This is a genomic window from Actinobacillus succinogenes 130Z, assembly GCF_000017245.1.
GTDB classification, from domain to species: Bacteria; Pseudomonadota; Gammaproteobacteria; order Enterobacterales; family Pasteurellaceae; genus Exercitatus; species Exercitatus succinogenes.
The window spans coordinates 1,962,850-1,977,304 of sequence record NC_009655.1 but is presented as its reverse complement, the minus strand read 5'-3'; the positions used below and the strand labels follow the sequence as shown (position 1 = coordinate 1,977,304).

Genomic DNA, 14,455 nt, shown 5'->3' with positions numbered 1-14,455 from the left:
TCCTTACAAATAGTAGTAGAATGCCATACTGATTTGGAACTGTTTTCAGCACATTTTAAATGTACGCCGAATGTTGCGGAAACCGGTTTTTTAAAGATTGCTTGATTTTTGGTTGGGCGGTTGGGTGATTACGATGTAATCGTTATATTAACTTGTAGCATTACAAGGAGTTACGAGATGTTAGACGTTGTTGAACTTTCTCGTTTGCAGTTTGCATTAACTGCGCTATATCACTTTTTGTTCGTGCCGTTGACGTTAGGTCTTTCTTTCCTGCTTGTTATTATGGAAACCACTTATGTCATCACGGGTAAAGAGATTTACAAAGATATGACCAAGTTTTGGGGTAAGTTGTTCGGTATTAACTTTGCACTTGGGGTGACTACCGGTATTACCATGGAATTCCAGTTCGGAACTAACTGGTCATATTATTCTCACTATGTCGGCGATATTTTCGGCGCTCCTTTGGCGATCGAAGCATTGTTGGCATTTTTCTTGGAATCGACATTTGTCGGTTTGTTCTTCTTCGGTTGGGATCGTCTTTCAAAAGCCAAGCATTTGCTTGCAACATACTGCGTCGCATTCGGTTCCAATTTATCCGCAATGTGGATTTTAGTCGCGAATGGTTGGATGCAAAATCCGGTCGCTTCGGAATTTAACTTTGAAACCATGCGGATGGAAATGACGAGTTTTATGGATTTATGGATGAATCCGGCAGCGCAAAGTAAATTCTTGCATACGTTATCCGGCGGTTACGTGGCAGGTGCAATGTTTGTGTTGGCTATCAGTTCTTACTATATTCTGAAAGGTCGCGATTTGGCATTTGCCAAACGTTCTTTTTCGATTGCGGCGATTTTCGGTTTTATTGCTTCGATTTCCGTCATTATTATGGGGGATGAATCCGGTTATGATGTAGCGAAAACCCAACCGGTAAAATTAGCGGCAATGGAAGCGGAATGGCATACGCAACCGGCACCGGCCTCCTGGAATGCACTAGCAATTCCGAATCAAGCCGAACGTAAAAACGATTTCGCCATCGAAATTCCTTATCTTGGCGGGATTATTGCGACTCGCTCGCTAGACGGGCAATATCCGGGATTAACCGATCTGGAAGCCCGGAATGAACAGCGTATTCGTAACGGTATAACGGCTTATGCTTTATTGGAAGAATTACGCGCACAAAAGAAAGCGGGTCAAATTAACGAAGAAACTAAATCTCAATTCTTAAACGTGCGTGAAGATCTGGGATATGGATTATTATTGAAACGTTATACCGATAAAGTGATTGATGCTACCGAAGCGCAGATTAAATCAGCAGCGGCGGACAGTATTCCGAATGTTGCGCCTGTATTCTGGTCGTTCCGTGTGATGGCGGGTATCGGCGGTGTTTTAATTCTGTTAATGTTCGGTGCATTAGTACAAACATTGCGGGGTAAACAAGAGAAAAGCGGTTTATTGCTTAAAGCATTATTATGGGGCTTGCCGTTACCTTGGGTTGCGATCGAATGCGGTTGGTTTCTGGCGGAATACGGACGTCAACCATGGGCGATTACCGATGTACTGCCGGTGGGCGTCGCCAATTCCTCATTAGGCGTAGGTGATCTTTGGTTTTCAATCGGTTTGATTTGTGGTTTATATACTATTTTCTTAGTGGTAGAAATGTATTTAATGTTTAAATACGGACGTCTTGGTCCGAGCGCATTAAAAACAGGTCGTTACTACTTCGAGCAATCATCTAAATAAGTAGGAGTGCAGTATGCTTGATTATGAATTTTTACGCTTTATTTGGTGGGTGCTTGTTTGTGTTTTGCTCATCGGTTTTGTCATTACCGACGGCTTCGATATGGGCGTAGCGAATTTACTGCCATTTATCGGCAAAAAAGAAGTTGAGAAACGTATTATGATTAATACCATTGCACCTCACTGGGACGGCAACCAAGTTTGGTTACTGACTGCAGGCGGTGCGATGTTTGCGGCGTGGCCGGTTGTGTATGCCACTTCGTTTTCAGGTTTTTATATCGCGATGATTTTAGTGTTGGCGGCATTATTCTTCCGCCCGTTAGCTTTTGATTATCGCAATAAAAAAGACGATAAAACATGGCGCAAAACCTGGGATATCGGTTTGTTTGTCAGCGGTTTCGTTCCGTCATTGGTTTTCGGTGTGGCATTCGGTAACTTATTACAGGGCGTCCCCTTTGAATTCAACGATTTGATGCAAGTGAAATATACGGGATCGTTTTTTGAATTACTCAATCCGTTTGCGTTAGTATGCGGTATCATCAGCTTTGCAATGTTGACCACACACGGTGCGGCTTGGTTACAAATGAAGACCACGGCAGAATTGCGCAATCGAGCAAGAACTGTCAGCCAGGTAGGTGCATTTGTTACCTTGATTACTTTTGTGTTAGCGGGAATTTGGTTGCTGTTCAAAGACGGTTTTGTAGTAACGAGCACAGTGGATCACTTTGCTCCGTCTTCACCGTTAGGTAAAACCGTAGCGATTGAGACCGGTGCATGGTTCAATAACTACAAAGAAATGCCGCTGCTGTTTATTTTACCCGCCCTGGTTGTAATTGGTGCCGTATCGACTATCGCTGCTTCAAAAGCGAACCGTTCGGGTTTTGCTTTCTTCTTCTCATCGTTAACGATGATTGGGGTGATCTTGAGTTGCGCAACGTCAATGTTCCCGTTCATTATGCCGTCAATTACACATCCGGAAATGAGTTTATTGATGTGGGATTCGACATCAAGCGAATTAACATTGAAAATCATGTTAGGGCTGGCGCTGGTATTTGTAGTGATATCATTGAGTTACACGATTTGGTCGTATATTAAAATGTTCGGTCGCCTTGACGCTGATTTTATTGAAGCGAATAAAAACTCATTATACTGATTGAGGAGAGAATTATGTTTTATGCGATTTGGGTAGTGGGGATCATCGCCGCCATTTTAATCAGTGTGAAAGTCACTGCAAAATTAGATGATAACGGTAAATTAGATTAATAAAAAAACGGTACAAATTTTGACCGCACTTTAAAGGGCTTGTTATAAGCCCTTTTGTTATATTTTATGGTATAAAAACGATTTAAAAATTATCTGTTTTTTTGAGCGGTTAACGCGTGATAATGCTTGCGTAAGGTACTTTCTCGTTCTAGAATACGCGAGTTTTTAACCGGATAAATCAAATGATTAAGGATTGGAAAATGTCAGATAATGAGAATATGGCAACAGGCGCAGCTTTTCCGTTTCCCGTCCGCGTTTACTATGAAGATACGGACGCCGGCGGTGTCGTTTATCATGCCCGTTATTTACATTTTTATGAACGGGCGCGCACAGAATTTTTACGTACTTTGAATTTTTCTCAGCAAACGTTACTTGAAGAACGGAAGATCGCATTTGTTGTGAAATCGATGAAAATCGATTATTGTATTCCTGCGAAACTTGATGATTTTCTTTCGGTCGAAACAGAAGTGGCGGAAGTGAAAGGCGCGACAATTATTTTCACCCAATCCTTAAAACGGGATGAAAATATTTTGAGCACGGCAACAGTAAAAGTGGCCTGCGTAGATTTAGGTAAAATGAAGCCGACTGCACTTCCGAAAGAGGTCAAGGCGGCATTTTTTAATTAAGTATTTTCTCGGAGTTTTTTCAATGACAGCGGAATTGAACTTTTTAGATTTATTTCTAAAAGCGAGTATTGTCGTTCAAATTGTTATTTTAATTTTGATTTCATTCTCAATTATTTCTTGGGCTATTATTATTCAACGCAGCCGGATTTTGACTCAGGCGTTGAAAGATTCGATGGCGTTTGAGGATCGTTTCTGGTCCGGTGAAGATTTAACCAAACTCTATGACGGTTTATCAAATCGTCGCGACGGAATGATGTCCGGTAGTGAGCAGATTTTCTATGTAGGGTTTAAAGAATTCTCCCGTTTGAAACAGGTTAATGCTGAGGCGCCGGAAGCCATTATTAAAGGAAGTACGCGGGCAATGAACTTAGCGATGAATCGTGAAGTCGAAACATTAGAGAGTCGTATTCCGTTTTTGGCAACAGTGGCCTCGGTAAGTCCGTATATCGGTTTGTTCGGTACCGTATGGGGAATCATGCACGCATTTATGGCATTGAGCGGTGCCAAACAGGCGACCCTGCAAATGGTCGCACCGGGTATTGCAGAAGCCCTGATTGCAACGGCAATCGGTTTGTTTGCGGCGATTCCGGCGGTGATGGCATATAACCGTTTAAGTTTACGTGTCAATAAATTAGAGCAAAACTACGGTAACTTTATCGACGAATTTACAACGATTTTACAACGTCAAGTGTTTGCTAAAAATCAATAATGATGATTTTTCGACCGCACTTTTTTGCATAAAGTGCGGTTAAATTTAGACAAGTTTTAGAGGTTTATATGGCGTATCGCCGTAATAAAGATAGAAATATCAAATCCGAGATTAACATCGTGCCGTTTTTGGACGTATTGTTGGTGCTCGTATTGATTTTTATGGCTACCGCACCGATTATCAGTCAAAGCGTACAGGTTGATCTGCCGGATGCGGTACAAAGCCAAGAAGTGTCAAATGAAGATAAAACGCCTGTGATTATTGAGGTTGCCGGTATCGGTCAGTATGCCGTGTCTATTGCGGGAGAACGTTCGGAAGGATTGTCTGAAGAAATGGTGACGTCCATGACGAAAGCCGAATTCGAAAAAGATCCGAATACGTTATTCTTAATCGGTGGAGCCAGTGATGTGCCTTACGAAGAAATCATTAAGGCATTGAATTTACTCCATTTGGCAGGAATTAAATCTGTTGGTTTAATGACCGATCCAATTTAATCAATAGGACAGATTGTGGAAAATAATCAGCGAAAAAAAGAAGCCAATGCCTATCTGATTTCGATCATTTTGCATGTTATCTTGTTTGGATTGTTGATTCTCGGTTCATTGTTTACCCATACGATAGATGTAATGGGGGGCGGTGAAGGTGATGGCGATGTCATGGGCGCCGTAATGGTAGATACCGGATCGGCGGCTCAGGAGTGGGGACGTCTTCAACAGAAGAAAAAAGGTCAGACGGCTCCGGAAAAGCAACCTGAAACCCCGGAGGTCGCTACAGAAGAACAACCGGTACTTTCTCAGCCTGAACCACAGGAACGAATTCAAGAGCAACTTGAACAACAGCGTCAGCAAGAACTTGAGCGCCAAAAACAGCAAGCGGCCGAAAAAGCCCGTCAGGAAGCACAAGAAAGAGCAAAACAAGAGGCTGAAGCGAAAGCTAAACAGGCGGCGGAAGCGGCTAAATTGAAAAAAGAGGCGGAAGCCAAACGCTTAGCTGCGGCGGCAAAACAAGCGGAAGAAGACGCAAAAAGCGAAGGCTAAAGCTGAACAGGAAGCGAAAGCAAAAGCTGAAGCCGAGGCTAAAGCCAAAGCCGAAAAAGAAGCGAAGGAAAAGGCGGAAAAAGCAGCTAAAGAAAAAGCCGAAAAAGAAGCCAAGGAAAAAGCCGCCAAAGAAGCAAAAGCTAAAGCGGATGCGGAGGCTAAAGCCAAAGCGGCGGCAGATGCAAAAGCTAAAGCGGATGCGAAGGCCAAGCAAGCGGCGCTAGACGATTTTTTAAATGGCGGTTCTATCGGTGGCGGCAGTGCTTCTAAGGGTGGTAATGCCAATCGTGGCGGTAGCCAAGGGAGTGGCGCAGGTTTAGGTGTCGGTGACGGCGGAAAAACCGGAGATAAGTACGGTGCGCTAATTAAGAGAGAAATTAAGCGCCGGTTTTTAAAAGATTCGAGTTTCGCCGGAAAAGTTTGTGATATCCGTATAAATTTAGGGCGTGACGGGACTATTATGGGATATCAACGAGTCTCAGGCCCGGATGATATTTGTGCGGCGGCATTGAGTGCGATCGCGAGAACTAAAAAGGTTCCGCCGGCACCAACCGATGATATTTATAATAAGTATAAATCGTCTATTATTAGTTTCGATTTGAAATAAACATTCACTCATAAACCAACATAGGTGGTAAAAATGAAATTGATCGCTCGTTTAATGAGTATGTGTGCTGTATTGTTTTTTGCAATCAATTCAGCCTATGCCGATGACGAAGTTCGTATCGTTATTGATGAAGGGGTTGAAGGGGCTCGTCCTATCGCAGTTGTGCCGTTTAAATCCAATGGTTCTGTACCCGCAGATATTGCAGAGATTATTACTGCGGATTTACGTAACAGCGGAAAATTCAATCCGATTCCTGTCAATCAAATGCCACAGCAACCGGGTTCGGCTTCAGAAGTCACGCCGGATGCATGGGCATCGTTAGGAATTGATGCGGTTGTTGTCGGTCAGGTAACGGCGAGCGGTAACGGTTATCAAATCGCTTACCAGTTAGTGGATACCGTCGGAGCCTCCGGTAACGCCGGTGCGGTGTTAGCTCAAAACTCACTTACGGTACAACCGAAATGGATTCGCTGGGGTGCCCATCAAGTCAGTGATGAAGTGTTTGAAAAAATGACCGGGATTAAAGGAGCATTCCGTACCCGTATTGCTTATGTTGTGCAACGTAACGCCGGTTCTCATGAGCTTCGTATTGCAGATTACGACGGTTTTAACCAATTTGTGGTAACGCGAAGTTCTCAACCTATTATGTCACCGGCATGGTCTCCGGACGGTCAACGATTAGCTTATGTGTCTTTCGAGAATAGAAAGTCTCAATTGGTCGTCCATAATTTAGGTTCCGGTCAACGTAAAGTGGTTGCCGCATTCCGAGGCCACAACGGAGCGCCGGCATTTTCTCCGGATGGCTCACGTTTGGCGTTTGCTAACAATCAAGACGGACTATTAAATATTTATGTAATGAATTCGAATGGCGGACACCCTACGAAATTGACTGGCGGAGCCGGTAACAATACCGAGCCGAGCTGGACTCAGGATGGTCGTATCTTGTTCACATCCGATAGAAGCGGTTCACCGCAAGTGTATTCAATGAGCTCGTCGGGCGGCGGTGCAACATTGATTGGTGGTGGTCGTAGTTATAGCGGCCAGATGAGTTCTGATGGTAAAACATTAGTAATGATTTCGGGTGACAATGTTGTTAAATATGATACGACAACGGGTACATCAGAGGTGCTAAGTTCTACTTTCTTAGATGAAAGTCCGAGTATTTCACCTAACGGGATCATGATTATCTATAGCTCTACCCAAGGACTAGGAAAGGTGCTACAATTGGTGTCCGCAGACGGACGCTTTAAAGCTCGGTTGCCAGGAAGTGATGGACAAGTCAAATTCCCTGCTTGGTCACCATACTTAACAAAATAAACTCTGAGGAGAAATTTAATGAAATTAGCAAAATTATTGTTAGTTGCACCAGTATTAGCATTAGCAGCATGTAGTTCATCAGACAACGATGCAAGCGCTACAGACGGTGCGAACGCTGCACAACAATTCGGTGGTTATTCCGTTGAAGATTTGCAACAACGTTACAACACCGTTTACTTCGCATTCGATAGATATGATATCGAAGGTGAATACCAACAATTATTAGATGCTCACGCGGCATACTTAACAGCGACTCCGGCCGCTAAAGTATTAGTTGAAGGTAATGCTGACGAACGTGGTACTCCAGAGTACAACATCGCATTAGGTCAACGTCGTGCTGATGCAGTTAAAAACTATTTGAGCGCTAAAGGTGCTAATAATATTTCAACTGTTTCTTACGGTGAAGAAAAACCGGCAGTGTTAGGTCATGACGAAGCGGCATACGCGAAAAACCGTCGTGCAGTATTAGCATACTAATTTATTTTTTATTAATGATAAAAACAGGCTCCTCGGAGCCTGTTTTTATCTACATAAATTCGCATAAAAGTGCGGTCGTAAATTTTATTGTTTTCGCTTATTTTTATGGCGGGAATATATTATTTCATTATCTTTGATAAATTGTTGAGTATTCGTTCAATCAAACAAAAAAATGTAAATTTTTGTTGATTATTAAATTTAAATCCGTATTATATGCACCCGTTGCACAACGTAATTGCAACGAATGATAAAGTGGGTCGTTAGCTCAGTCGGTAGAGCAGCGGACTTTTAATCCGTTGGTCGAAGGTTCGAATCCTTCACGACCCACCACTTAAAACTTGGTTTATCCATATCAGTATGGGTCGTTAGCTCAGTCGGTAGAGCAGCGGACTTTTAATCCGTTGGTCGAAGGTTCGAATCCTTCACGACCCACCACTTAAATCTGGTTTACCCATATCAGTATGGGTCGTTAGCTCAGTCGGTAGAGCAGCGGACTTTTAATCCGTTGGTCGAAGGTTCGAATCCTTCACGACCCACCATCTTTTCCAAGGCAATCGAAAGTTTATGATTAATTTCTTTTTATTTGCACTGATTGGATTATCACTTTTCATTTTTGCGTATTTAATTTTTGTTTATTTTAACAAAAAGCAATATTTTCGTTTTCTGCTTACCGTGACATTTATTATTGTTTATACGGCGACATTACTTATTTTCCCAAATTTATTTTTACGCTTTTTTCTTTCTGTCGTCAGTTTATTACTGGCGATTAGCCAAATCTATTTAACATATCGCGATCGTTAATTGCCTTTCATTCCTTTTTCTTGATTTTTATTTGTGATTTACATTCCAAAACTAATCCGGAATCCTTGGTTTTTCCATTTTATTTTTCTAAAGTTCGTTATACAGACTTCGGCGAATAAACATCATATAGAAAAGTGCGGTCATAAAAGACGATATTTTTGTACTTTTTCGGTTTCATGACAAAAGAAAATAAACGGTTACGGATTTAGGTGAATATAATGCGGGCGGCTTTAAAAGGTTTTACCCTTGTTGAAGTATTATTAGTAATTTCAATTATGGGGTTGTTGGCACAGCTGGCATTTCCTGCGTGGCAAAAAAGCAATGCACAAATGATTTTGAGCAAAGAACAGCATAAACTTTATCTGTTTTTACGCCGGATTCAGGCAAGAGTCGAGAATTCATCGGATATCTGGCTGATTATTGCAAATCAAAATGCTTCAGGTAAAAAATGGTGTTTTACCGCGCAAATTAAAAACGATTACGTATGCGATTGCTTTTCTCCGTCATTATGCCCTAAACATATTGCGGCACAATTTTATACTCCGTATTTTCCGGAAAAAACGACGTTAATCAGCAGACAATATTATCCTTCAGAAATTACTAAGTTTAACGGAATTCGAAATACGTCTCCTTCCGGATGTTTTGTTTTGCAGGCGGATTCCAGTCGGACATTGTTTTCATTTTCCAATCTGGGGACGTTGAAACTGAAAGATTACCAATCTTTGAGCGCTTGCACGACGGGAAACGAATAATGAGAGACATGAAATATCGAGGACAAACCTTATTGGCACTGATGTTGAGTCTGTCATTGTCATCCCTTCTGTTGCTGGTAGTGCTTGCCTTTTACGGTCATGTACAACGCCAAAATCACGATATTTTACGTAAATTACAATTACAAACGGAACTGCAGCGCGTGCTGCAAACCATGGGCCGGGATATTCGACGGGCCGGATTTCGCGCGTTATCGGAAGGGTTAACGCAAAATAATTTGGGTCTGTTTGAATTGGATGAAACGGGTACGGCTTTTACGATCGGTCAATCGCCACATGCGCCGTTAAATAGCTGCATCTTATTTTTCTATGATGTAAACGCTAACGGTTGTATAGGTTCGAAGAATAAAGGTAAAAGCTGCATAACCGACGGCAAAAATTCCGCTTCTGAAATTAGTACGGAATTGTTTGGTTATCGATTAAACGACGATATGCTAGAAAGCCGTCAAACCTATAAAAATTCCATTAATCAAAATTGCAAACCACAAGAATGCCAAAGTTATATTCAACCTGTATCTTGCGATTCAAGCGGTTGGACGGATTTATTAGACGATAAAATATATCGTATAACGGCATTAGAATTTAACCTCATCGGTCAAGGGCCGGGCATTCAGATTTATCTTGCGGGACAGTTCGTGAATTATCCGCAAATTCAATATGAAACCGGTATAGTTATTCCTTTAATGAATCAGGGGGAATGGCGATGATTGTCTATCGTTATCGCGGCATAATGACGCTTACCTTGTTGATGCTATTAAGTGTTATGTTGCTAATTTTCATGCTGTTTGACGATGATGCGATACGCTTGCATTCTTCTTTGGCTTCTCTACGGCAGATTTATGTTTCTCATAATATTGAATTACAACAGATTAGCCAGCAGCAAAAACGGACGGCTTGTAGCGAAGTACCGTTAAATTCTACGGCAACGGTAACTCGGGTGGCATTTGAACAAGCGGGGTTTTCCGATAGTAACCGCCATTATATTTGGTGCCGACGGTCGGCTTTGTTTAAACAATCGCCGAAGAAAGGCATTAATGAAGGACGTTTTAGCGAGATGATCAATGAGGAATCCGTGTCGTTATTTCAAGGTAAATTCGGATTGCCGAACGATTTAGTTCAAGAGCAATCGGATTATCTTTACTGGCTGGATAAAAATCAAACGGAATGGACGATTGCAGGCGATATTTACGGCATCATTGTCGCCGAAGGAAATTTGCATATAGCCGGCAAAGGGCGAATTCGGGGAGCCGTGATTTCCGGCGGTGCGATCAGTACGGATGAAAAGGTTTCCATCGCTTACCGTAAAGCAACGGTAACGAATCTGGTTCAGTTATACAGTCAATGGCAAAGGGCGGAGAAAACCTGGCATGACTTTACTCCTTAGTCGTTATGGCGGCATGAGTCTATTGACACTGATTATCAGTTTAACTTTATTCAGCGGAATTTTCATGTCTATTAGCCAATGGTCGAGTTATCAGCGTAAAATTGCAATAAACACATATCAACGCTATCAGGCGATTCAAATTGCGGAAAATCAAAAGCAGCGTCAGTTTTTACATTTGCCTTGCGAAAATATCGTCGAGCAGAACCAATTGAAATTTTCCGTTCAATGCACGGATAAGCATGTCATTGTACGTTACCCGGCAGGAGAATTGTATTTATAGCTTGCAACGAATAAAAATCTTTCAGAAAATAACCGCACTTTTTCTTTTTTCGGATTGGGTTGAGGCTGAATGATGTCCGATTTTTTTATTTATCATTCTAATGATCTTGATGTACAGGCGGGAATTTTGATCAGCCTGCTGCAACAGCGAAGTACGGATCCTTTCCAATCGGAAACCATTCTGGTACAAAGTCCCGGCATGGCACAATGGCTGCAACTGAAAATCGCAGAAGCGGACGGTATTGCCGCCAATCTGCGTTTCCCCATGCCTGCCAGTTTTATTTGGCAACAATATGCGGATAATCTGCCTGATGTGTCCGAACAAAGCCCTTTCGGTAAAGAAGCGATGACATGGCATTTAATGGCGTTATTGGCGATCCTTCCTTTACCTCGGCTTAACGAGTATTGGCGGGATCATGCATTGGGCAATCAGGAAAAACGTTATCAGCTTGCCCGCCAGATAGCTGATTTGTTTGACCAATATCTGGTATATCGTCCGGATTGGATTGATGCCTGGGAAAAGGGGGACGACCGTTATATTGAGAATCAGTTACGGTATGCATTGGCAGACAATCCGGTTTTATTGGCACAAATTAAGCAGGATATCAGATGGCAAGGACAATTGTGGCGCGAATTGGTCGCCGCAGTATGCCGACATACTAAAGACAGTCCGGCCCGGCATCGGGTAAATTTACATTTAACTTATTTGAACACGTTAGCAACAGGCAGGCCGAAAAATTTACCGCCGCGTATTTTTGTTTTTGGTATTTCCGCATTGCCGAAAGCTTATTTGGAAACATTGCAAGCGATCAGCCGACACAGTCAGGTCCATTTATTTTTTAACAATCCGAGCAAGCATTATTGGGGAGATTTGGCGGATCCCCGTTTCATACGGGAATTATCGCTGAAAACATATCGTGAACATGGCAGCGATAGAGAGGCGAACTGGTTATCCGAAACGGAAAAAGTGCGGTTAAAAAATGGAGAGTTTGAACGTTCCGCAGACGACGAATTACTTCAGATAGGTCATCCTCTGCTGGCGACCTGGGGAAAATTGGGGCGGGATTTTTTCTATCTGTTGAGCGATCTTAACGCTCGGGAATTCACTGCGTATACACCGCTTGAAGGCGCTGATTTACTGACCCAGGTGAAAAACCGTATTTTAAATCTGGTGCCCGATAAGCAACAACCGTTGCAGCCGCCGAAAGCCGATCGTTCCGTTGTTTTACACGCCTGCCACAGCCCCATGCGTGAAGTGGAAGTGTTGCATGATTATCTGCTGCGTCAATTTCAAGCGGATGAAACTTTAACGCCGAAAGATATTGTGGTGATGGTGGCGGATATTGACCGTTACACGCCTTATATTCAGGCCGTGTTCGGGCAGTATCAACGCTACACGGAAGACCGTATCGGTAAAAAACGACCGGACGAACGTTACATTCCTTTCTCTATTTCTGACGGAAAACTGTCGGAAAATGACGTATTGCTGGCTACCTATTTGTCTTTATTGGACCTGAAGAATAGCCAATTTTCCGCGGAAGAGGTGCTGGCGTTTCTGGATGTTCCCGCCATTCGAGAGAAATTTGAAATTGCATTGTCGGATCTGCCGCAAATCCGTCATTGGGTGGCTCGGGTTGAAATCCGTTTCGGTTTAGATAAAAACTGTGATTCCGCGGTGAAAAATTACAATGCCTGGCAAGCGGGATTGGAACGTCTGTTACTGGGTTATGCCATGCGGGAAAGCCAGGGTATTTGGCAAGACAGCCTGGGATTTGATGATTCCGACGGATTGAAAGGTCAGGTCGTCGGTAATTTGGCGGCATTCTTAGATCGACTGGCTCAATGGCATACATTTTTACAGCAATCCCATTCTATTGAAAAATGGCAGCAAAATCTGACCGCACTTTTAACGGATTTTTTCGTCGCCGACGAACAAACGGTAGATATACAGCAATATATTCGGGACGCTGTGCGGTCTGTAACGGAATTACTGCGTAGTATGGATTTTCAGGAAGACATCAGCGCAGAAGTCATGGCGGAGGTGATGACGGAAAAATTGAACGATAATCCGAACAGCCTTAAATTTTTGGTGGGAAAAGTCAGTTTTTGTACCTTATTGCCGATGCGTTCCATTCCGTTCCGTGTGGTTTGCCTGCTGGGTATGAATGAAAACGATTATCCGCGCCGACGCACGCCGAACAGTTTTGATTTAATGCGGTATCACCGTCGTAAGGGTGATCGTTCCCGCCGCGATGATGACCGTTATTTGTTTTTGGAGGCTTTGCTGGCTGCGCAGGAACAGCTGTATATCAGTTATGTGGGGCGTTCAATTACGGATAACCAACCCCGCCAGCCGTCCGTGGTTGTCAGTCAGTTGCAGGATTATATTAATGATAACTTGGCGGATAACGCATTGCGGTTAACGGAAAAAGTGCATCCTATGACGATTTTCAGCCCGCAAAACTTCTATGGGAACGACCGCACTTTCGCGAAAGAATGGTTGCCTTCATCACCAGCTATGCCTTCCGGGGAAAACAAGCAGGCTGTTTTACCGTTAACGGAAAAACTTACCCGCATAGAGCTGGATCAACTGGTGAAATTTGTCCGTCATCCGGTGAAATACTTTTTTGAAAATCAATTGGGTGTGTATTTCCAAAACGATGACGATTTAATTCCCGATACGGAAAATTTTACCTTAGACGGTTTGGATTTGTATCGTATTAAAGACGATTTTTTAACCTATTCCGATGAGGAACTGTGCCGTTATTTCGAACGACTCAGCGTGAAAGGCATTCTGCCGCGCGGCAATTTCGGCAAAGTTTATGAAGCGAAAGTGCGGTCGGAAATGGAAACGTTTCGTGAAAAAGTACGGGATTATTTGCTGCAAACGCCGCAAACACAAGCGATTGAATTGGATATTGACGGCGTAAAAATTACGGGAAATTTGACCGCACTTTACGGTGATTCTCCCGATAAACGGCGGATCGCTTGGCGGGTGGGGAATTTGAGTGACGGTTTCGGTCTTGAAAATTGGGTTTATCACTTGGCGAAATGTGCCACGGGCGAAGTGACCTCAAGCTTGATGATTACCCGCGATAAAAGCGTCACCTTGGCGGCGATCGCCGCAGAACGGGCAACGGCCCAGCTTGGCGTTTATGTGCGCGCTTATCTTTGCGCTATGAACCGAATTCAATGTATTCCGACAATGAAAATTACGGCGTTGTTGAAGTGCCGGTCTGCGGATGAATTACGCCGGCTGCTGGACAACGCCGCCCGACCGACGGATTATAACCGCGGCGATCCGTACTGGCGTCGGTTGCTGCTGAATTTGGATGACGGAGAGCTTACCGATGTTCTGCCGACATTGACGGATTGGTTTGCCATGCTGGTCGATGCTTATGAAAAAGCATAAAAAATACTAGGGATAGAAATGGTTTTTGGGGTATTA

13 protein-coding genes, 3 tRNA genes and 1 pseudogene are annotated in these 14,455 nt (G+C 43.2%); all 17 read left to right on the top strand.

Annotated elements, in window-relative coordinates:
• The first annotated feature begins 177 nt into the window (after positions 1-177).
• The gene (locus ASUC_RS09310; protein WP_012073525.1) at positions 178-1,740 is read left to right on the top strand and encodes a cytochrome ubiquinol oxidase subunit I; all 1,563 of its coding nucleotides are present in this window, start codon (positions 178-180) and stop codon (positions 1,738-1,740) included.
• Between the two features lie 13 nt (positions 1,741-1,753).
• The gene (gene cydB / locus ASUC_RS09305) at positions 1,754-2,890 is read left to right on the top strand and encodes a cytochrome d ubiquinol oxidase subunit II (protein ID WP_012073524.1); all 1,137 of its coding nucleotides are present in this window, start codon (positions 1,754-1,756) and stop codon (positions 2,888-2,890) included.
• A gap of 14 nt (positions 2,891-2,904) precedes the next feature.
• A complete protein-coding gene (locus ASUC_RS11405) occupies positions 2,905-3,000 on the top strand; it encodes a cytochrome bd oxidase small subunit, CydX/CbdX family (RefSeq protein ID WP_404799655.1) in 96 nt (31 codons plus the stop codon).
• A 200-nt stretch (positions 3,001-3,200) separates the two neighbouring features.
• Positions 3,201-3,626: a tol-pal system-associated acyl-CoA thioesterase gene (gene ybgC / locus ASUC_RS09300; RefSeq protein ID WP_012073523.1), complete on the top strand. Its 426-nt coding sequence runs from the start codon at positions 3,201-3,203 to the stop codon at positions 3,624-3,626.
• Positions 3,627-3,648: 22 nt separating this feature from the next.
• Positions 3,649-4,335: a protein TolQ gene (gene tolQ, locus ASUC_RS09295; protein ID WP_012073522.1), complete on the top strand. Its 687-nt coding sequence runs from the start codon at positions 3,649-3,651 to the stop codon at positions 4,333-4,335.
• A 68-nt stretch (positions 4,336-4,403) separates the two neighbouring features.
• Positions 4,404-4,829 carry a colicin uptake protein TolR gene (gene tolR, locus ASUC_RS09290; protein ID WP_012073521.1) on the top strand — a complete coding sequence of 142 codons (426 nt, stop codon included), beginning with the start codon at positions 4,404-4,406 and terminating at the stop codon, positions 4,827-4,829.
• A gap of 15 nt (positions 4,830-4,844) precedes the next feature.
• Positions 4,845-5,979: pseudogene (gene tolA, locus ASUC_RS09285) on the top strand (cell envelope integrity protein TolA).
• A 33-nt stretch (positions 5,980-6,012) separates the two neighbouring features.
• Positions 6,013-7,296, top strand: a complete 1,284-nt coding sequence (gene tolB / locus ASUC_RS09280) for a Tol-Pal system beta propeller repeat protein TolB (protein ID WP_012073520.1) — start codon at positions 6,013-6,015, stop codon at positions 7,294-7,296.
• 18 nt (positions 7,297-7,314) lie between these two features.
• Positions 7,315-7,773 (top strand): peptidoglycan-associated lipoprotein Pal, encoded by a 459-nt coding sequence (pal, locus tag ASUC_RS09275; RefSeq protein ID WP_012073519.1) that lies wholly within the window; start codon positions 7,315-7,317, stop codon positions 7,771-7,773.
• Positions 7,774-8,027: 254 nt separating this feature from the next.
• Positions 8,028-8,103, top strand: a tRNA-Lys gene (locus ASUC_RS09270).
• 29 nt (positions 8,104-8,132) lie between these two features.
• Positions 8,133-8,208, top strand: a tRNA-Lys gene (locus ASUC_RS09265).
• A 28-nt stretch (positions 8,209-8,236) separates the two neighbouring features.
• A tRNA-Lys gene (locus tag ASUC_RS09260) sits at positions 8,237-8,312 on the top strand.
• 480 nt (positions 8,313-8,792) lie between these two features.
• The gene (locus ASUC_RS09250; protein ID WP_012073518.1) at positions 8,793-9,326 is read left to right on the top strand and encodes a type II secretion system protein; all 534 of its coding nucleotides are present in this window, start codon (positions 8,793-8,795) and stop codon (positions 9,324-9,326) included.
• Positions 9,326-10,051 carry a type II secretion system protein J gene (locus ASUC_RS09245; protein ID WP_012073517.1) on the top strand — a complete coding sequence of 242 codons (726 nt, stop codon included), beginning with the start codon at positions 9,326-9,328 and terminating at the stop codon, positions 10,049-10,051. The genes ASUC_RS09250 and ASUC_RS09245 overlap by 1 nt, the downstream gene beginning before the upstream one ends.
• Positions 10,042-10,728: a DUF2572 family protein gene (locus ASUC_RS09240; RefSeq protein WP_083757695.1), complete on the top strand. Its 687-nt coding sequence runs from the start codon at positions 10,042-10,044 to the stop codon at positions 10,726-10,728. The genes ASUC_RS09245 and ASUC_RS09240 overlap by 10 nt, the downstream gene beginning before the upstream one ends.
• Positions 10,712-11,008, top strand: coding sequence for a DUF5374 domain-containing protein (locus ASUC_RS09235; RefSeq protein ID WP_012073515.1), 297 nt, complete (start codon positions 10,712-10,714; stop codon positions 11,006-11,008). Before ASUC_RS09240 ends, ASUC_RS09235 begins: the two co-directional genes overlap by 17 nt.
• A 69-nt stretch (positions 11,009-11,077) precedes the next feature.
• Entirely contained in the window at positions 11,078-14,419 is a 3,342-nt protein-coding gene (recC, locus tag ASUC_RS09230) for an exodeoxyribonuclease V subunit gamma (RefSeq protein ID WP_012073514.1), read from the top strand.
• Positions 14,420-14,455: the final 36 nt, after the last annotated feature.

Excerpts from the sequence above, each read along its gene's own strand:
- ASUC_RS09310 (WP_012073525.1), top strand. The coding sequence starts at position 178 with ATGTTAGACGTTGTTGAACTTTCTCGTTTGCAGTTTGCATTAACTGCG.
- cydB (WP_012073524.1), top strand. The coding sequence starts at position 1,754 with ATGCTTGATTATGAATTTTTACGCTTTATTTGGTGGGTGCTTGTTTGT.
- ASUC_RS11405 (WP_404799655.1), top strand. The coding sequence starts at position 2,905 with ATGTTTTATGCGATTTGGGTAGTGGGGATCATCGCCGCCATTTTAATC.
- ybgC (WP_012073523.1), top strand. The coding sequence starts at position 3,201 with ATGTCAGATAATGAGAATATGGCAACAGGCGCAGCTTTTCCGTTTCCC.
- tolQ (WP_012073522.1), top strand. The coding sequence starts at position 3,649 with ATGACAGCGGAATTGAACTTTTTAGATTTATTTCTAAAAGCGAGTATT.
- tolR (WP_012073521.1), top strand. The coding sequence starts at position 4,404 with ATGGCGTATCGCCGTAATAAAGATAGAAATATCAAATCCGAGATTAAC.
- tolB (WP_012073520.1), top strand. The coding sequence starts at position 6,013 with ATGAAATTGATCGCTCGTTTAATGAGTATGTGTGCTGTATTGTTTTTT.
- pal (WP_012073519.1), top strand. The coding sequence starts at position 7,315 with ATGAAATTAGCAAAATTATTGTTAGTTGCACCAGTATTAGCATTAGCA.
- ASUC_RS09250 (WP_012073518.1), top strand. The coding sequence starts at position 8,793 with ATGCGGGCGGCTTTAAAAGGTTTTACCCTTGTTGAAGTATTATTAGTA.
- ASUC_RS09245 (WP_012073517.1), top strand. The coding sequence starts at position 9,326 with ATGAGAGACATGAAATATCGAGGACAAACCTTATTGGCACTGATGTTG.
- ASUC_RS09240 (WP_083757695.1), top strand. The coding sequence starts at position 10,042 with ATGGCGATGATTGTCTATCGTTATCGCGGCATAATGACGCTTACCTTG.
- ASUC_RS09235 (WP_012073515.1), top strand. The coding sequence starts at position 10,712 with ATGACTTTACTCCTTAGTCGTTATGGCGGCATGAGTCTATTGACACTG.
- recC (WP_012073514.1), top strand. The coding sequence starts at position 11,078 with ATGATGTCCGATTTTTTTATTTATCATTCTAATGATCTTGATGTACAG.